This is a genomic window from Brevibacillus reuszeri (assembly GCF_001187725.1).
In the GTDB taxonomy this organism is placed as follows: Bacteria; Bacillota; Bacilli; order Brevibacillales; family Brevibacillaceae; genus Brevibacillus; species Brevibacillus reuszeri.
Genome location: NZ_LGIQ01000007.1, coordinates 1 through 17,184, shown reverse-complemented (window position 1 = coordinate 17,184; position 17,184 = coordinate 1). Strand labels below are relative to the sequence as shown.

At 47.4% G+C, this 17,184-nt stretch carries 16 protein-coding genes and 12 tRNA genes; 3 read left to right on the top strand and 25 right to left on the bottom strand.

Annotated features, from left to right (window positions below):
- The first annotated feature begins 103 nt into the window (after positions 1-103).
- Positions 104-3,550, top strand: a complete 3,447-nt coding sequence (pyc, locus tag ADS79_RS09665; protein ID WP_049738230.1) for a pyruvate carboxylase — start codon at positions 104-106, stop codon at positions 3,548-3,550.
- Positions 3,551-3,614: 64 nt separating this feature from the next.
- Positions 3,615-4,865 (top strand): flagellar filament capping protein FliD, encoded by a 1,251-nt coding sequence (fliD, locus tag ADS79_RS09660; RefSeq protein WP_049738229.1) that lies wholly within the window; start codon positions 3,615-3,617, stop codon positions 4,863-4,865.
- Between the two features lie 69 nt (positions 4,866-4,934).
- Here the strand turns inward: fliD and ytfJ are convergent, their stop codons facing one another.
- From ytfJ to ADS79_RS09595, 13 genes are all read right to left on the bottom strand, one after another.
- On the bottom strand, positions 4,935-5,390 hold the full coding sequence (gene ytfJ, locus ADS79_RS09655; protein WP_049738228.1) for a GerW family sporulation protein: 456 nt from the start codon (positions 5,388-5,390) through the stop codon (positions 4,935-4,937).
- A 103-nt stretch (positions 5,391-5,493) separates the two neighbouring features.
- A complete protein-coding gene (locus ADS79_RS09650) occupies positions 5,494-6,159 on the bottom strand; it encodes a DUF2953 domain-containing protein (RefSeq protein ID WP_049738227.1) in 666 nt (221 codons plus the stop codon).
- Positions 6,160-6,221: 62 nt separating this feature from the next.
- Positions 6,222-7,190 carry an S-layer homology domain-containing protein gene (locus ADS79_RS09645; RefSeq protein WP_049738226.1) on the bottom strand — a complete coding sequence of 323 codons (969 nt, stop codon included), beginning with the start codon at positions 7,188-7,190 and terminating at the stop codon, positions 6,222-6,224.
- Positions 7,191-7,342: 152 nt separating this feature from the next.
- Positions 7,343-7,990, bottom strand: a complete 648-nt coding sequence (gene sleB / locus ADS79_RS09640) for a spore cortex-lytic enzyme (protein ID WP_049738225.1) — start codon at positions 7,988-7,990, stop codon at positions 7,343-7,345.
- Positions 7,991-8,092: 102 nt separating this feature from the next.
- Positions 8,093-8,443 carry a stage V sporulation protein AE gene (gene spoVAE / locus ADS79_RS09635; RefSeq protein WP_049738224.1) on the bottom strand — a complete coding sequence of 117 codons (351 nt, stop codon included), beginning with the start codon at positions 8,441-8,443 and terminating at the stop codon, positions 8,093-8,095.
- A 15-nt stretch (positions 8,444-8,458) separates the two neighbouring features.
- Positions 8,459-9,463, bottom strand: coding sequence for a stage V sporulation protein AD (spoVAD, locus tag ADS79_RS09630; protein ID WP_049738223.1), 1,005 nt, complete (start codon positions 9,461-9,463; stop codon positions 8,459-8,461).
- 3 nt (positions 9,464-9,466) lie between these two features.
- Complete coding sequence (spoVAC, locus tag ADS79_RS09625; RefSeq protein ID WP_049738222.1) at positions 9,467-9,940, bottom strand: stage V sporulation protein AC; 474 nt, start codon at positions 9,938-9,940, stop codon at positions 9,467-9,469.
- A 16-nt stretch (positions 9,941-9,956) separates the two neighbouring features.
- Complete coding sequence (locus tag ADS79_RS09620; RefSeq protein ID WP_049738221.1) at positions 9,957-10,817, bottom strand: DUF421 domain-containing protein; 861 nt, start codon at positions 10,815-10,817, stop codon at positions 9,957-9,959.
- A gap of 66 nt (positions 10,818-10,883) precedes the next feature.
- Positions 10,884-11,090, bottom strand: coding sequence for a DUF1657 domain-containing protein (locus ADS79_RS09615; protein ID WP_049738220.1), 207 nt, complete (start codon positions 11,088-11,090; stop codon positions 10,884-10,886).
- A gap of 147 nt (positions 11,091-11,237) precedes the next feature.
- On the bottom strand, positions 11,238-11,438 hold the full coding sequence (locus ADS79_RS09610) for an alpha/beta-type small acid-soluble spore protein (protein ID WP_049738219.1): 201 nt from the start codon (positions 11,436-11,438) through the stop codon (positions 11,238-11,240).
- A 95-nt stretch (positions 11,439-11,533) separates the two neighbouring features.
- Positions 11,534-12,655: an MGDG synthase family glycosyltransferase gene (locus ADS79_RS09605; protein WP_049738218.1), complete on the bottom strand. Its 1,122-nt coding sequence runs from the start codon at positions 12,653-12,655 to the stop codon at positions 11,534-11,536.
- Positions 12,655-13,242 (bottom strand): YkoP family protein, encoded by a 588-nt coding sequence (locus ADS79_RS09600; RefSeq protein ID WP_049738217.1) that lies wholly within the window; start codon positions 13,240-13,242, stop codon positions 12,655-12,657. The genes ADS79_RS09605 and ADS79_RS09600 overlap by 1 nt, the downstream gene beginning before the upstream one ends.
- A 72-nt stretch (positions 13,243-13,314) precedes the next feature.
- Positions 13,315-13,965, bottom strand: coding sequence for a TerC family protein (locus tag ADS79_RS09595; RefSeq protein WP_049738216.1), 651 nt, complete (start codon positions 13,963-13,965; stop codon positions 13,315-13,317).
- A 212-nt stretch (positions 13,966-14,177) separates the two neighbouring features.
- On the opposite strand from ADS79_RS09595, the gene ADS79_RS09590 reads away from it, so the two are divergent.
- Complete coding sequence (locus tag ADS79_RS09590; protein ID WP_049738215.1) at positions 14,178-15,317, top strand: sensor histidine kinase; 1,140 nt, start codon at positions 14,178-14,180, stop codon at positions 15,315-15,317.
- 375 nt (positions 15,318-15,692) lie between these two features.
- On the opposite strand, the gene ADS79_RS09585 is transcribed toward ADS79_RS09590, so the two are convergent.
- The 12 genes from ADS79_RS09585 to ADS79_RS09530 all read right to left on the bottom strand — a co-directional run bounded on the left by ADS79_RS09585 (position 15,693) and on the right by ADS79_RS09530 (position 17,085).
- Positions 15,693-15,766: transfer RNA gene (locus ADS79_RS09585), tRNA-Gly, on the bottom strand.
- Positions 15,767-15,778: 12 nt separating this feature from the next.
- A tRNA-Leu gene (locus tag ADS79_RS09580) sits at positions 15,779-15,866 on the bottom strand.
- Positions 15,867-15,886: 20 nt separating this feature from the next.
- Positions 15,887-15,963 (bottom strand) — tRNA-Pro (locus ADS79_RS09575).
- A gap of 41 nt (positions 15,964-16,004) precedes the next feature.
- Positions 16,005-16,081: transfer RNA gene (locus tag ADS79_RS09570), tRNA-Arg, on the bottom strand.
- Between the two features lie 6 nt (positions 16,082-16,087).
- Positions 16,088-16,163: transfer RNA gene (locus ADS79_RS09565), tRNA-Gly, on the bottom strand.
- 76 nt (positions 16,164-16,239) lie between these two features.
- Positions 16,240-16,326, bottom strand: a tRNA-Leu gene (locus tag ADS79_RS09560).
- Between the two features lie 25 nt (positions 16,327-16,351).
- Positions 16,352-16,427: transfer RNA gene (locus tag ADS79_RS09555), tRNA-Lys, on the bottom strand.
- Positions 16,428-16,439: 12 nt separating this feature from the next.
- Positions 16,440-16,524: transfer RNA gene (locus tag ADS79_RS09550), tRNA-Tyr, on the bottom strand.
- Positions 16,525-16,532: 8 nt separating this feature from the next.
- Positions 16,533-16,608, bottom strand: a tRNA-Thr gene (locus ADS79_RS09545).
- Positions 16,609-16,711: 103 nt separating this feature from the next.
- Positions 16,712-16,788 (bottom strand) — tRNA-Asp (locus ADS79_RS09540).
- A gap of 76 nt (positions 16,789-16,864) precedes the next feature.
- Positions 16,865-16,941, bottom strand: a tRNA-Met gene (locus tag ADS79_RS09535).
- 68 nt (positions 16,942-17,009) lie between these two features.
- Positions 17,010-17,085, bottom strand: a tRNA-Val gene (locus ADS79_RS09530).
- Positions 17,086-17,184: the final 99 nt, after the last annotated feature.

Here is a 17,184-nt window from a genome sequence, read left to right as displayed (position 1 = left end):
CATTTCGTAAAAAAGGGTGTATTGCGTAGAGAAAATTTTGTATATTTGTACTATATATATAATTTTTATTAGTCTCATAGGAGACAAAGGGGGAGAGAAAATCATGCTAGGGAGAAAAATCAATCGTTTGTTGGTAGCGAACCGCGGAGAAATCGCCATTCGAATCTTTCGTGCCGCTACCGAGCTGGGCATCCGTACTGTAGCCGTATACTCTGAACAGGACAACGTTTCGATTCACCGCTTTAAAGCGGACGAGTCCTATCTGGTAGGCGCAGGGAAAGGACCCATTGAAGCGTATCTGGACATCGACAGTATCATTGAGATTGCCAAACGTAACGACATCGACGCGATTCACCCAGGCTACGGCTTTCTTGCCGAGAACGCCGAATTCGCCAAGCGCTGCCAAGATGAAGGCATCATCTTTATCGGTCCGTCTCCAGAGCTCATTGACAAGTTTGGAGACAAGGTAGAAGCAAGACGTCTAGCAATTGAAGCAAACATTCCTGTCATTCCAGGTACACCTGAGCCGATTGAGACTTTGCAAGAAGCGCTGCTTTTTGCCAAAGAGTACGGCTATCCAATCATCATCAAGGGTGTATCTGGTGGCGGCGGCCGAGGCATGCGCATCGTACGCAGTCAAGACGAGCTCCAAGATTCACTTGATCGGGCACGTTCCGAAGCCCGCTCCTCCTTTGGTAATGCCAAGGTGTATCTCGAGCGCTACCTGGAGCAACCAAAACATATTGAAGTTCAAATTCTCGGCGACAATCACGGCAACATCGTTCACTTGTTTGAGCGCGACTGCTCCGTACAGCGTCGTCACCAAAAAGTCGTAGAGGTCGCGCCAAGCCTTTCCCTCGACGATAAACTGCGCGAGGAGATTTGCCAATCTGCTCTCACACTTATGCAAAAGGCCGGCTACTCCAACGCAGGTACGGTAGAATTTTTGCTGACTCCTGACAATCGCTTTTATTTCATTGAGGTTAACCCACGGATTCAGGTTGAGCATACCATTACGGAGCTCATTACCGGAATCGATATCGTACAAGCCCAAATTCGCGTAGCCGAAGGGCATGCCTTGTCCGATGAGGAAATTGGCATTGCGGACCAGAGCCAGATTCAAATGAGCGGCTTTGCGATCCAATGCCGTGTGACGACAGAAGACGCAGAGAACAACTTCCTGCCAGATGCCGGACGCTTGTCTGCATGGCGTTCTGGGGGCGGTTTTGGAGTGCGTCTCGATGGCGGAAACGGTTATCCTGGAGCGATCATTACTCCTTTTTACGATTCTCTGCTGGTCAAAATCTCTACCTATGGGACAAGCTTTGATCAGGCTGCACGTAAAATGCTCAGAACACTGCGTGAATTCCGGATTCGCGGTGTGAAAACGAATCTGCCATTCCTGGAAAATGTGGTGACACATCCTGATTTCCTGAGCGGCAGCTACGACACTTCCTTTATTGATACCAAGCCTGAATTGTTCATTTTCCCTGGACGCCAGGACCGTGGTACCAAATTACTATCTTACATCGGAAACACGATTGTCAATGGCTACCCTGGACTCGAAAAGCTGGATAAAAAGCCACACTTTGATTCACCGCGCATCCCGCGAACTCCATTTGCCCAGCCGTATCCAGAGGGCACCAAGCAAATTTTGGATAAAGAAGGTGCTGATGGGCTTGTTCGCTGGATTCAGGAGCAAAAGCAGGTTCTTGTTACTGATACGACCTTCCGTGATGCACATCAGTCTTTGTTTGCCACACGCGTGCGTACGTATGATCTCGCTTCCGTAGCAGAAGCGACTGGCAAGCTGGGTGCTGGCCTCTTCTCACTGGAAATGTGGGGCGGCGCTACCTTTGATACAACCATGCGCTTTTTGCAGGAATCTCCGTGGGAAAGATTGCAGATTTTGCGTGAGCGTATCCCGAATGTGTTGTTCCAAATGCTGCTGCGCGGAGCAAACGGCGTAGGCTACACCAATTATCCGGATAATGTCATCCAATCGTTCGTCAAAGCCTCCGCTGAAAACGGCGTAGACGTCTTCCGTATTTTTGACAGCCTGAACTGGTTGCCAGGCATGCAAACCGCTATCGAAGCTGTTCGCAATAATGGCAAGGTAGCTGAAGCAGCCATTTGCTATACCGGCGATATACTCGATCCGTCGAAAACAAAATATACACTGTCCTACTACGTTCAGCTGGCAAAAGAATTGGAAAAGGCAGGCGCACACATCCTCGCAATCAAGGATATGGCGGGATTGCTCAAGCCTTATGCTGCCTACGAGCTAATCAATGCCTTGAAGCAGGAAATCGGAATCCCGATTCATCTGCACACGCACGATACATCTGGCAATGGGGCCGCCATGTTGTTAAAAGCTGTTGAAGCTGGGGTAGATATCGTCGATGCATGCGTCAGCTCGATGTCCGGTTTGACTTCTCAGCCGAGCCTCAACGGACTGATCGCAAGTCTGGCTCACACAGAGCGTGATACAGGGCTGTCTCTCGATTCTTTCAACAAATTGTCCGACTACTGGGAAGATGTGCGCCCTTACTACCAGGGCTTTGAAAGTGGCATGAAAGCAAGCAATACAGAGGTTTATGTCCATGAAATGCCGGGTGGGCAATATACCAACCTCGAGCAGCAAGCCAAGGCTGTCGGTTTGGAAGGACGTTGGGATGAGGTCAAGCACATGTACGCGGTCGTTAACCAAATGTGCGGAGACATTGTAAAAGTAACCCCTTCCTCCAAAGTAGTTGGTGATCTTGCGCTGTTTATGGTTCAAAACAACCTGAACGAAGAAAACATTTGGGAAAAAGGCACACGTCTCGACTTCCCTGACTCGGTGATTCAGTTCTTCCAGGGCTATTTGGGCCAACCGCCTGGTGGCTTCCCTAAACAGCTGCAGGAGCTCGTTCTAAAAGGAAGAGAAGCTTTTACTACCCGTCCTGGCGAACTGCTCGCTCCGATTGATTTTAACCAGGTTGCTTCTGATCTCGAAGAAAAAATTGGCCGTGCACCGAGTGAGCTGGATATTCAGTCCTACATCATGTACCCGCAGGTTTATCTGCAGTACGAACAGCGCATGAAGGAATACGGTGATCTCTCCGTGCTGAATACGTCTACGTTCTTCTACGGACTGCGTCCAGGAGAAGAGACAGCCATTACGATTGAACGAGGCAAGACCCTCATCATCAAGCTGGTTGCCATCGGCGAGCTGCATCCGGATGGACGTCGCATTATTTACTTTGAACTGAACGGACAGCCACGCGAGATTTTCGTCCGCGACCAGTCCGCCATAGTATCCGAGCTGGTAAGACGCAAAGCTGATGCTCAAAACGCTGCGCACCTCGGTGCATCTATGCCTGGCAAGGTTCTCAAGGTACTCGTCTCAGAAGGCGACAAAGTAAAAAAAGGTGAGCATTTGCTGGTTAGCGAAGCCATGAAAATGGAAACAACCATTCAAGCTCCAATGGACGGAAAAATCAAAGCCGTGTTTGTAAAAGCGGGCGAAGCAATTGAAACTGGCGACCTGCTCATTGAAATGGAGTAAACATCGTTTATAATGGAAAGTAGTACCATCAGGATGAAAACTGTTCACAGGTGAGGTGAGTGTCGTGAAAGTGAGTCGTGTCAGTTATGTCCCATACAGCCAACGGGTAGGCCGTTATCAATTGCAGATGTTTCAGGCAAAGCTAAATACGCCCGTCAATCCGATATCTGCTTACAACCTGCAGCCGTATTACGCCCGTCAGCAGCAATGGACGACAGATCTGTCCGATTCATTGTCACAACTCTACCGTTACTCAGTTGACTTGGACCAGGCTGCCAAAGAGTTTGATCCCAAACGACCAAAAAGCGCGATCAACAGGCGACAGATCGTAAGCTCTCAGCCTGAGCTGGCGACAGCAACAGTCCATGGAGATGCCCAGCCTGCAACTTATCGACTTGAAATTGTTCGTTTAGCAAATGAACAAACCAATGCTGGTCGGTTGGTGGAGAGCACTTCACAAACCTCTATGGAGGAAGGCTTCCAACAATTTTCTCTGATGACAGACCAGCATGAGGAGCTGCTTTCCTTTTACTCTTCTGAGACTGATACGTACGGTCAGAGTATTGCCCGGATGAAAGAGGCTTTGGACCAAAATCAATCAGGATTGATGACTCGTATTGAAGCATTCGGCAGCATGCAGTCTCTCGTCGTTTCCAGTACCAAGACGGGAGCTGCACAAGCCTTTACTTTGCGTGATTTGTCTGGTAACAGTATCATCTCGCTCGGCATGGATCATATCGTGACACATGCTACGGATGCCAGCTTTTACGTGGATGGAACACTCCACACATCGGCTACCAACCAGATCAGGCTAGGAGATAGCAATGTTCTCGTTTCACTGCACGATGCCGGTACGGAGCCAATTGTGCTTACCATCAAGCCGGATACGGAGCGTTTGCTGCAACAAACACGCAAGCTCGTTGATCGTTTTAACAGCATGCATCATTTCTTGCTGCGGCATGAAGATAGTCTTGAGATGCAAAAGCTGCCCACGTTTGAAAGAATTGCAGAAGCAGCCGATCACAATTTGAACCGTTTTGGAATCAGCATGCTGCCAAGTGGTGAGCTCGCTTTGGATGAAGAAACGTGGCTAAGCACCGTGGAGTCCAGCTTCAACGGTTTTCAAGATGCGATGCAAGGGCTGTCGGTTCAATTTCGCGAGCAGGTACTGGAGCTGCAAAGCAAGCCATTCGGTACCTTTTCCAGATACTATGATGAGGCAGTAAGCAACGAGCCCTATTCCGTTTCTTCGATCTCCAGCCTGCAATACTTGCAAATAGCCAAAACCGGATTGTTTTTAAATGTACTTTGGTAAAAAATCTTATACGCAAAGAAAACAGGTATGCCACGAAAAATCACTGGCATACCTGTTTTGCTTTTCACATCACCGCTCCATTAACTCTTCCAAATCGTGACCGTCCGTTTTGGCGATAATGGTGTTGTTTTCGATATGCGGCTCGTCATGCTTCCCAAACATCCCTTGCATCTTCTCCACAAATTGGGGAACCGAATCCAAAATCCGATCATAGAGATGTGTCGTATTTTCGAGAGGAATGGACCGAATTCCCTGTTTGCCAACAACCAAAAACGCTACAGGAGTAATGGAAACACCTCCACCACTCCCCCCTCCAAATGGATAACCGATCGTTCCTTGGTGTTGGTGCTCATATTGAAACTCGCTTCCCCCCGCCGCAAAGCCAAAGCCTACCTTGGATATAGGAAGAATAATGCTGCCATCAGGAGTCTCAACCGGATCTCCAATGATTGTATTCACATCAACCATCTGCTTCAGATTTTCCATCGCTGTCCGCATTAATCCTTGAATCGGGTGGTCTGCCATGTATGCTCCTCCTTTCACTCATGTTCATCTGTTAACATACCCACAAAAAAATCGGAGCATGTACCGACAAACACTTTTATTGAGGAGAAGATACTCACACATCTCACGCTTCAGATGGTCTCGTTTGCCATTTGTGCTCCCTCGTTTTTCGCAAGCGAACGGCCATTCTCACTACTGTAATCAAGAGATGTCCCAGATAAAAATGAAGCACACACTGGAATCGAGTTTGAATGATTGCCTGATTCCAGACAGGCTGAACGCTCATTTTCGGCATGGCGTGCAGAGTAAATGTATGTGACATAATCCCGATAATCATGCTCTTTACTCCCCAGATGATTCCTGTAAGCGCTCCTGTTTCTCCGGCTTGACCCGTTCCCATGAGTGTGTGCCATTCCAGATCCGTACAACGAATGTGCTTGCATAAATGTGAAAACAACGGCTGAAGATCCCGAACCTTCTTCAACAGATCACGGTAGCTATGATACCATTTTTTCACTTGTCGGCGCGTAAAATCGCGGACTGTATCCTTTACCTTATGGCCTCCCTTTATCTTCTCCACCTTGGCTACTAGCTGTGGCCCGCTCTCTGTCTGCTTTAAAAGCAGAATCGGAATTTCATATTTCCAATGAAACAGCCCAAACCATACAGAGAAACTAAGCACTACATGATCATCGTCTCCCGCCCGATTGTAATAGACGGTTATCTTTACTGGCGTGACCATGATTACGATCAGCAAAGCGATGATTGTTATTCCCAACCAACCCCACAAAAAAATCCCACCCCCTCCACCGTAGTATGAGTGGAAAGAGTAGGAAATATGTTTATCTCGTATTAATCAAGCAAAAAGACTTGAACTCCTTTTTTCAACCCGTAATTTTCCGCATCACTTAAGGTAGGCAGGTACAGATCAACATGCTGATCCTTCACAGCGCCGCCAATATCAGCTGCGACTGCGTACCCGTAACCTTCAATGTACAAATGACTGCCAAGCGGAATGATCTTGGGATCTACTGCAACGACCCCTTCTCGCAATGGATATTCCAGATAGGATAGAATCTTATCGGTTGCATAGCTATAAGCTGTCGTTTGGACAGTCATTACTTGACGGTAGGAGGTCCCGTTTGCCAATGTCTTTTGCTCGCTTGCTTTCCCTGGTAGAAGATGAAAGGCAGCGTATGTTGCTGCTTCTGCCCGTGTCATCAGTTTTTGCGGCTGCAAGGTACCATCCGCATAGGCGTTCATCATCCCGTTCTGAAGCGCGTAAACGAATGGGCGCTGATCAGCCTCTTGTATGCGATTCCCATCCGGGAACTTCGCCAAAGCTTGAACGGTTGTTGACCATTTCAGTTGATTCACTGCTCCACTATTCCCTGCAGAGCGAATCAGCATGGAAACAAGCTCTTCCCTCTGAACAGGCTCATTGGGACGCAAGTAAATATCCTTCCCCTGCTTTTGTCCATGCACAATACCTAAGCGGTAAGCGATTTCAGCATAGGGCGTCATCCAGCTGTCTGCCGGTATGTCTTTGAATGACGACTGATTCGTTTGCACAGGCTCAATTCCTTTTGCCTTCACAAACATCGTCAGCAATTCGATGCGAGTCACAGCTTCATCCGGTCGAAAATCTCCCGATGTACCAACTGCTCCCGCTATGTAACACTTCTCGATTTCTTTTTCGGCCCAGTGACCTGCAATGTCAGCATAAGGTGTCGCGGTATTCGTGTTTGTCTCCGCCTCTACGGCTGGTGTCCCTACAAGCGTCAGGGCGACCAGAGAGGCCAGGATCAGCATCTTCTTCATCATCAACCTCCGTTGTCATCGGTTTGTAACCTTTTATTCATTTTACCGAACCACTTTCAGAAAACAATGCACAATTGTTCCCAATCCTGGTTTCACCCATGAAAAAACCCCCGAATCAAGGCATGTGCCAGAATCAGGGGAGCTATATGTCGTTACTTTGCAAAAATATGTTTACCAATGCGTTTGATTTGCGGACGAGACCAAATCCAGCTGGATGTGGCGGTATCCGGGTTAAAATAGTAGAGAGCACCATTGGTTGGGTCCCATCCACGTACAGCTTCCCATGCTGCCTGATAAGCTGATTTATTGGGAGTCAACCAGAATTGCCCGTCATCAATAGCGGTAAACGCATACGGTTCAAAAATGACTCCACGCAGAGTGTCAGGAAAGCTAGAGGACTTCAAACGATTCATTGCGACTGCCGCAACCGCTACTTGTCCCTCAAATACTTCCCCGCGTGCCTCAGAATAAACAAGCTGAGCCAGCATCTGCATCTCAGATTGATTCACCGAAACTTTCTTTAGCTTGCTCCATGTCTGATTCCCTACTATACCATCAACTTTCAATCCATATGCACTCTGAAACTTCCTGACAGCCTGATACGTGTTGCTGCCATAACTGCCATCCAAGCTGCCTTGATAGAAGCCAAGTATTTGTAAACGATACTGCAAATCCCATACGTCTCCATTCTCACTTCCCCTTTGCAATAAAGGTGCTGCAAGTGAGTTTGTCGGCAGTACAAATGCTATGGTCATTATGGCCAGCAGTAGGGTAGTCAGCGTTTTTTTATGGAACCACATGAACATCCCCTCCTCAAGCACCCATTCTACAAGCTGGTGAGAGGAGGTTCAATTAAAGGTTATTGGTAGATGAGGAAAGAACTAACCAGCTTTTCTGGTAATTTATCCCTTCGGACGGAATAGCAAGGCCATAAAAAAGCCGAATACGATTGCAGCGGAAATACCTGCACTCGTTACTTCAAATATGCCAGTAACGATGCCGATGACGCCACTTCGCTGTGCTTCTGCCATCGCTCCATGAACCAAGGCATTTCCAAAGCTCGTAATCGGGACAGTTGCTCCAGCTCCCGCAAAATTAATCAGCGGCTCGTACACCCCGATGCCATCCAGAACAGCTCCAGCGACAACAAGTGACGACATGGTATGCGCAGGTGTCAGTTTTACTACGTCCATGAGAAATTGCCCGATCAGACAGATGATACCCCCGACTAAAAACGCCCATAAAAACGTCATGATGTCACCTCCCCGCTATTCCGATTCAATGGCTACCGCATGAGCAATACAGGGAATACTTTCTCCTTGCTGATAAGAGATCGGGGATAATAGAGCACCTGTGGCCACGACCAAAATCCGTTTCCACTCCCCCGCTTGCAAACGATTCAACAAATGTCCGTATGTGACGGTTGCAACGCATCCGCAGCCGCTACCACCTGACCAAACGTTCGGGTTCTCTCCGTAAATCAGCTTTCCGCAATCGGTATACTTCTCCAGCGGAACATGCAGATTATGCTTGGGAAGCAATTCAGACAAAATCGCGTGTCCCGTTCTTCCCAGGTCTCCCGTTACAATCAGGTCATAATGATCGTGGGGTAAAGCCAAATCCCGGAAATGTGACTCAATCGTGGATAGTGCAGCGGGAGCCATAGCTGCACCCATATTGAAGGGATCTGTCATTCCCATGTCTACTACATGGCCGATCGTTGCTGCTTGAATTCGGAGACCTTTTCCCTGGCCCGAGACCACCGCAGCGCCTGCGCCCGTAACCGTCCATTGAGCAGTCGGAGGCTTCTGGGCACCATACTCTGTCGGGTAACGGTATTGCTTCTCAGCAGCCCCGTTGTGACTGCCGGTTGCCGCCACTACGTAATCTGCAGCTTTGCTGTCCACCATGAGCGCTGCCAATGCTAAACCTTCCATTGCGGTTGAGCAGGCTCCGAATAGCCCAAGAAAAGGGATCGAGAGCGTACGTGCCGAGAAGCTCGCTGAAATGATCTGATTCATCAAATCACCAGCCAGTAGAAAATCGATCTTTTCCTTTTGCACGCCCGCTTTCTCAATGGCCTTGGTGCACGCTTCCTCCATCAGGACCCTTTCTGCCTTTTCCCAGCTTTCCTGACCGAGCATCAAATCTCCATGCAGCGTATCAAAATCCTCTGCCAACGGTCCCGTGGCCTCGAACGGCCCACCAATCGCGGCTCTTCCGACTATGACTGGCCTTGTGGCAAACACCCAAGACTGATGACCCTGGCGCATTTCTTATCCTCCCATCAGCAACAACGATTTTAGCAACCCGATGACGAATGCCGCTACCACTCCAAAGACAATCACCGATCCTGCCAGCTTGAACATGTTCCCGCCAACGCCTAATACGAGTCCTTCGCTGCGATGCTCGATCGCTGCAGAAGCTATTGAATTCGCAAATCCTGTAACGGGGACACTCGTTCCTGCCCCCGCCCATTGAGCAATCCGATCATACAATCCGAAGCCCGTCAGAAGGGCAGAGATGATAATCAGAACAGCTACAGTAGGATTGCCAGCCGTTTTCTCGGTAAAATCAAAGTAGTAGATGAACATCTCCTGTATGGCTTGCCCAATAAAGCAAATGACACCACCTACCAAGAATGCTCGAATGAAATTACGTAGTAGAGGTCGCTGAGGCTCGTGACGTTTTGCCAGCTGATGGTACTCTTGTTGTACTGGCGTCAGTTTTTTCTTTTTCTGGTCGGCCATTTCTACTCACTCCTTACTACCGTATCAGAAATGGTTTTACTTGATCGATTATGCGCTGCAGTTCTACGGAGTCTCGCTGATAACTGAGCTTCATGCGTTCATCCTTTGTATCAAGCGCGAACAATTCTAGGTCAGCCTGACATTTTTTAAGCGTGGCAAAGGCTTGCTTCATCGCTTGTGATTGTGGAACTGTTATTTTGTCGTCATACAGATCCAGATAAAGCTCGCCACCCTTGACAATCTGACCAACAAATACATTTTCAAGAGCCACTCCTGCTTTTTCCAGCTCTTTTCTGACCCATCTGCGGTTCAGTCCGGCCAGAGCCAAAGGCTCGTCCATGATGACGCCATCCATGATCACAGTCTGCCCTTCTTCTGCCGGAGAAACTGTCAGTTCGAGATGCATAGGCGTAACAGGCTGATTTTGCGATTTTAATAAGACACTCAGTTCTCCGCTTGTCTCAAGAAGGGCGAATTCCACGTCAGCTACTTGAAATACGTTTTTTATCCGCAGCTGCTCCATCAGGTCTTCCGAGGTCAAGCGCTCCTTCTTCAGATTATCCTCCAAAATTTTTCCTTCTTTGATTAGTACCGTTGACTTTCCTTCAAAAAAGTCGCGGAGGATTTTGCTCTTGAGCGACAGCCATTCCATCAAAATCGGGAAAATAGCAAAGATAGCCATTGCAATCAAGCTATGGTAAATCGCCCCATCCATCTCCGTTGCCATGAAAGCAGCGATGGAACCAATCGTAATCCCAACGATATACTCAATATATGTAAGCTGTTTGATCTGCCTTTTTCCTAAGATTTTGGTTAGAAGTAACAAGTACAATAACGCTCCTATAGATCGTACAACGATATTCAGCCAATCAGGCATCTTGCACCTCCATCAACCATGGGAGAATGAAGAGAGAGGGAGCCCCTCTCCCCATTCAAGCTTTCTCTAGAATCCTTTGTACTGCGGCTCTTCGTTCTCCAGCTCTGTTACCCGTTGTTGCAGGTTGTTCACAATCGTCTGGGTTTGTTCCGCCGCTTGTGTGTACAGCTGCTTCGCTTGTTGGTTTTGCGTGCTGAGTGCGAATGTCTCCAAATCAGCTTGCGCACCTTTCAAGCTGGCAAGAGCTTGCTTCACTTGTGCTGATACGGTCATGTCCCTTCACCTCCTGACACATATAGATTCGTGCCATTGACCATAAATTATTCGAGTTTGTTTACAAAGTTTTCTTGTAAAAATTTACCATGGACAAAACAAAAAGAAAGACACCCGCAGGTGCCTTTCCTCATCCAGCTTATTCAATTAGCCACGTCCAGCCAATTGTTGTTCAGCGTAGGAGACAAGACGTTTTGTAATCTCTCCTCCAACCGAACCGTTTTGACGGGAAGTAGTGTCAGGGCCAAGCTGAACGCCGAATTCAGAAGCGATTTCGTATTTCAGTTGGTCCAACGCTTGGTTTGCTTGAGGTACGACCAGATTGTTACTGGATCTGTTGTTAGCCATCTCTTTCACCTCCTCGTCGTTGGTAAGTTTAATATGTGTGAAGCTTGGATTGTTCATTCGTACTTTTTTCTTTTTCTCATTACCAAATTTACGCATTACATTTGTAACAAATAAGCCGCGATTTGCTGGGCAGCTTCTGGACGCCTAACCAACTCCATTTGCTTCATAATCTTGTCCCGTTGTTTCTGGTTACGCCATTGCCGGATCATAGACCTGATTTCCTCCTGATCTGTTGCCAATACCGCAGCCTTTTGGTTGAGCAAAAAAGAACAGTTGTTTTTCTCCTGACCTGGCAAGGGCTGATAAAGCAGTAGAGGCGTCCGCAGCGCCATTGCTTCTGCGCAGCTGATTCCTCCTGGCTTGGTTATATAGACATCGGCCGCTCCGATCCATTGCCACATCTGTGGCTCGAACTTTTTAACAATGACTCGGTGAGAGCATGGGTATTTCTGAAGAAGGTCTTGCAGCTCATTGTACAGCTTCTCGTTTTTTCCCGTAATGACGATGATCTGAAGTGGCTCCATTTCTTTTACAAGCGCCTTCATGACTTCAGTTATTTTCCCGTATCCCCCTTCGCCCCCGCATACCAGAACCGTGAACTGTTCGTCCAAGCCAAGCTGTCGTTTCCAGGTACGCTTATCCATTTTTGCAGCTACACTGAACACAGAGCGAATAGGAATGCCCAGTACTTGTATTTTTTTAGCATCCACCTGGTAGGAATGCATCAGGTGATCGGCCACCCGTTCATGAGCGACCACATACGTATCAATCTGTGGATGTACCCAAAAGTGATTGATTTGATAGTCAGTAGGAATACTCACCAAATGAAATGGCCTCGCCAGCTTTTGTTTGGACCTGGCCAAGGCTGATAGGCAGTATGCATGGGTAGCAATGACGACATCCGGTTTTTCTTCCTGTAGAAGTGTGTTCATCAATCGTTGGGAGAGCCACCAACCAAGCGGTTCTTTCAGCATCGTTCCCCACAAATGCTCCTGGTCATAAATCCGCTGCCAAAAAGGTTTACCATAGCGGAGCATGCTTAGATAAAAAAAACGGGACAGCTCCCGTAATGCGGGACTGGCCGTATTTAATCCACCTACTATTCGCGATAACTCTGTTCCCTCTTGGGCAACCAATACGTCATGTACAGCCTCAGCAGCCATCCGATGACCACTTCCGGCCCATTCCTCTGTAAATAACAGGAACCGTTTTCCCATTAGAATCGTTCTCCTGATGTCTCTTTTCTTCCTCGTCCATAACGGTTTAATAGGAGCTCTTTTGACATATAGACCCTCTTTAGTGGCATTTCCTGACTCCAGGTCTGCACTCTACGCTTGCCGTCCGGGTGAATCAGCCGAAGTAACAAACGCAAATACCATCGCTTAAACCGAAACAAAGCGCTCATGGGCACGTCAGAAATAGAGAACCCCAAAGGCTGAACCCCTTTATGCAGCATCGTTGTACCCACGATCCCTTTGATTTCTTCGCGTTTATTCATCTCGTCCAAATAAGCGGCCAGCTTGGGCAAAGAGTGCATGATGTGACGCCGTAGCAATAATGCTACCTTTAATTCATCTGTTACTCCTTTGCACAGGGTCGCAAAATAGTAGTTGTGAATATGTATCTTTACGATCAGATCACCTTTGTGGATGAAATGACCGTCAGAAGTAACAAGCGATTCTCCACGATAGCGCAAGGGAACGATCCGGAAAATGTTGTTTCCTTTTTCAACATACTTGAGCCGGGTACAGCGTTGATAGATTTCATCCCAATATCCCCACAGCGTCAAGAGGCTTGTATTCATCTGCAACCGGTTCCTTTCTTGCCTTGTTTTTCTTTGTAGTATGCCCCAGAACGATAGCTCCTCATTACCTCTTTACGCTCTTTTCATTCGTCCCCACAGCATAACCAGTAAAGAAGCGATGAATGGCAACCACATATGGTTCAACATAAATGGATTGATCCACTTCCACACATATGGATCCTCCAAAAACATATCAACCGCTGTAAATGCGAGCAGACCGCCCCCGATGATTACCAGGCTGTGGAAACGATTCATGAGACGCGCCACCAATGCACTTCCCCACATTAACAACGGTACACTCATGACTAGTCCCAAAATGACCAGTCTCAAATCCCCATGTGCAGCGCCACCTACGGCGAGCACATTATCTAGGCTCATCACAAAATCGGCTAGCAAAATCGTTCTTACAGCCTGACCCACAGTCTGATTTTGAGAGATTTCAGTCATTTCCTCCTGTTCTCCCATGATCAGCTTGCACGCCATCCATAGCAGCAGCATTCCGCCTACTGCTTTTACCAAAGGAATATCTAGCATCCATGTTGTCATTGAAGTAAGCATGATTCTTAGCAAAACGGCTAGTAGCGTTCCATACAGAACGGCCTTCGTTTGTTCCCTCTTTGGCAGTCCCCGACAAGCCATGCCAATGACGATTGCGTTATCGCTGCTCAGGACCAGATCAATCATGAAAATATGCACCAGTCCCAGCCAAAAATGCTCCTCCATCTCCGCCTCCTGGTCCATTAAAAGTCTGTCCATTCTACTTTATGCGACTAGAATCGGACTAATGATTAAATATTTTTCCGAAAAAAGGCGTTTTTCAGCGGATTTTGTAGATAAAAAGTTCCGAAAAAAAACATTTTATTGCTAAAACGGGCAATTTATACCTTGTCTTAACGTGCCCTTTTCCTTTACGATTTTAATGGGGTGGATAAGAGATGGTGGGTACTGTGACGCTAAATCTATGGAACGTTTCAAGGAAAATATTGGACCTCGCACCAAATATCACGACGATTTGGATGCAAGAAATTATTCGAAGTATGGAAATCCCTGTAACAATCCCCCGCGATTTTGCGGAGAAACGAACGGTGCTATTGGCCCGTTATCTAGTGGAAAATGTGGATCATGACATGCAAGCTTGGTCACTGGATATGGGAGAGTGGCTGCGTTCGCAGGAATACCCCTTCTCCTCCATTTTGCGTACGTATCAGCTCTATCGAAACGTATTCTGGCGGGTACTCCAACCTGAACTGCAAAAATGGGCCCTCTCCTCACAGGACATGCATTATCTCGAAACTCAGCTTGGAAAAGCCATGGATGAAAGCGTCTTCTGGGCTGTTTATCATTTTGAGCAAATGATGAACCGAGAGCTGATTCAAAAGGAAGAAACCATCTCTTATTTGCATAATGACAAATTGACGATGCTAGGCAAAATTGCAGCCAATATGGCGCATGAGCTTCGTAACCCGCTTTGTGCCATTGAAGGCTTCTTGAAGCTGATTGGAGAGTCTACCCAGGAGCAGCCTCAGCTTCAGTCCTATATTCAAGTTGTTATGCATGAGTTTGAAAATCTGCACCGACAAATCACAGGCTTTCTCAGCTTTTCGAAAAAGCCGATTCTAGATGAGATTTTTAAAAATATCGAAATGAAAAGTCTACTGGAAGAAGTCGAGCTTTTGATTACCCCGCGCTTGTTGGGAGAAAACATTCGTTTTGAAAAACAAATCCACCCCTGCTCACTTGCTGGTTATGAAGAAGGTTTAAAGCAAGTCGTCGTCAACCTGCTCAATAATGCGATTGACGCCGTACAGAATCGTACTGACAAATGCATTCACGTCATCTCCACTTCTTCAGATGGATGGCTTTATTTAAGCGTGGAGAACAATGGAGAAATGATCTCTCCTGAGATCGTCGAAATTCTCTTTCAGCCTTTCTTTACTACGAAACAAAATGGGACAGGCATTGGACTGTCTATTTGTAAAAATATCATCGAAAAGCATAATGGGACGATCCATTGTGATTCGAATGAAAAACGGACGCGTTTTGTTGTCTCGCTACCAATCGGAGATGCTGAATAGTCTTTTCCGCTTTCTTCAGAGGAAACTTGCATCATTTCTCAAAAACTTGAAATCGAAAACAAGACTATGCTGGACATAGTCTTTTATACCCCGGAACGAAAAAAACCTCCTGATAATCAGGAGGAGATGCAAGAGATCCGTTACCTTTTTCTGGTAAGCGATCATAGTTTTACTTTACACGAAAACATATGTATCTACCAGTAAAAAGTTCAGACACGGTTCGACAGAGCATGAATACCCTACACAGGTGTGAGCAAAGAGATCTATGCTGCTGTTTTCTTCGCAGATGCATAGGTCTTTTTCTTTGCTTACTCTTTCCACTCCGCTCAAAACAAAAAAAGCAGAGTGGCTAATGACCATTCTGCTTTTTTACTATGGAGCGGGTGATGGGAATCGAACCCACGCGACCAGCTTGGAAGGCTGGGGTTCTACCATTGAACTACACCCGCATATGAATGATTTGGTGCCGAGGACCGGACTTGAACCGGTACGGGAGAAACTCCCGACAGATTTTAAGTCTGTTGCGTCTGCCCATTCCGCCACCCCGGCATTTTTAAAAAGGGCAATCATGGTCGGGAAGACAGGATTCGAACCTGCGACCCCTTGGTCCCAAGCCAAGTACTCTACCAAGCTGAGCTACTTCCCGACAATTCAGTTTGTTTTCACACTTTACTTTTTGAACTAAAGTGGCGTGCCCTGAGAGATTCGAACTCCCGACCTTTTGATTCGTAGTCAAACGCTCTATCCAGCTGAGCTAAGGGCACATGTTATGGAGCGGACGAAGGGTCTCGAACCCTCGACCTTCGCCTTGGCAAGGCGACGCTCTACCAATTGAGCTACGTCCGCATAATTTCTTTGTTATGGGACCCCCGAAAAGTACTCGGTGTAGCTACAATACCACACTTCACTTTTTGAGGTTGTTTGGTGCGGTCAAGAGGACTTGAACCTCCACGGTGTTGCCACCACTAGAACCTGAATCTAGCGCGTCTGCCAATTCCGCCATGACCGCATCTTAATCTTGGCAATAAAAACACTGGTGAGCCATGAAGGACTCGAACCTTCGACCCTCTGATTAAAAGTCAGATGCTCTACCAACTGAGCTAATGGCTCTCAATGTAAAAGTGGTGGGGAGAGACGGATTCGAACCGCCGAACCCGGAGGGAGCAGATTTACAGTCTGCCGTGTTTAGCCACTTCACTATCTCCCCATGAAACATGGTGCCGGCAATAGGACTTGAACCCACAACCCCCTGATTACAAGTCAGGTGCTCTACCAATTGAGCTATACCGGCGTACTTTTCTATTATAAAGGGACATTTTAGGAAAATCAAGTCTTTTTTAGTAGGAATAAAACTTTTTCATTTCCATGAATGCTTGCCATCTGTTTAGATAAAATGGCGGAGCTGACGGGACTCGAACCCGCGACCTCCGGTGTGACAGACCGGCGTGAACTCCAACTTCACCACAGCTCCATATTTGGTTGCACCCAAGGGCACTCCCATCTCACTTGACCAAGAAGAACTCTCGACGTAGTTCAAGTGAAAAAATTGGTTGCGGGAGCAGGATTTGAACCTGCGACCTTCGGGTTATGAGCCCGACGAGCTACCGAGCTGCTCCATCCCGCGATAATCAGGACAATCAGGTGTCAACGTTACCACAGGAAGTGGTGATTTCAGNTCCTTTAAAATATAAGTGGTGGAGGCTGACGGGATCGAACCGCCGACCCTCTGCTTGTAAGGCAGATGCTCTCCCAGCTGAGCTAAGCCTCCAATATCCCCTAAATTTGGTTGTTCCCAAACGGTTGTTGGGGCCCCCGAAAAGTACTCGGTGTTGCTACAAAGCTTCACTTCACTTTTTGGGGTAAAGTA

Coding starts and splice junctions, on each gene's coding strand:
- pyc (WP_049738230.1), top strand. CDS start 104: ATGCTAGGGAGAAAAATCAATCGTTTGTTGGTAGCGAACCGCGGAGAA.
- ytfJ (WP_049738228.1), bottom strand. CDS start 5,390: ATGGCAGACCACCCGATTCAAGGATTAATGCGGACAGCGATGGAAAAT.
- ADS79_RS09645 (WP_049738226.1), bottom strand. CDS start 7,190: ATGAAGAAGATGCTGATCCTGGCCTCTCTGGTCGCCCTGACGCTTGTA.
- sleB (WP_049738225.1), bottom strand. CDS start 7,990: ATGTGGTTCCATAAAAAAACGCTGACTACCCTACTGCTGGCCATAATG.
- spoVAE (WP_049738224.1), bottom strand. CDS start 8,443: ATGACGTTTTTATGGGCGTTTTTAGTCGGGGGTATCATCTGTCTGATC.
- spoVAD (WP_049738223.1), bottom strand. CDS start 9,463: ATGCGCCAGGGTCATCAGTCTTGGGTGTTTGCCACAAGGCCAGTCATA.
- spoVAC (WP_049738222.1), bottom strand. CDS start 9,940: ATGGCCGACCAGAAAAAGAAAAAACTGACGCCAGTACAACAAGAGTAC.
- ADS79_RS09620 (WP_049738221.1), bottom strand. CDS start 10,817: ATGCCTGATTGGCTGAATATCGTTGTACGATCTATAGGAGCGTTATTG.
- ADS79_RS09615 (WP_049738220.1), bottom strand. CDS start 11,090: ATGACCGTATCAGCACAAGTGAAGCAAGCTCTTGCCAGCTTGAAAGGT.
- ADS79_RS09610 (WP_049738219.1), bottom strand. CDS start 11,438: ATGGCTAACAACAGATCCAGTAACAATCTGGTCGTACCTCAAGCAAAC.
- ADS79_RS09605 (WP_049738218.1), bottom strand. CDS start 12,655: ATGGGAAAACGGTTCCTGTTATTTACAGAGGAATGGGCCGGAAGTGGT.
- ADS79_RS09600 (WP_049738217.1), bottom strand. CDS start 13,242: ATGAATACAAGCCTCTTGACGCTGTGGGGATATTGGGATGAAATCTAT.
- ADS79_RS09595 (WP_049738216.1), bottom strand. CDS start 13,965: ATGGAGGAGCATTTTTGGCTGGGACTGGTGCATATTTTCATGATTGAT.
- ADS79_RS09590 (WP_049738215.1), top strand. CDS start 14,178: ATGGTGGGTACTGTGACGCTAAATCTATGGAACGTTTCAAGGAAAATA.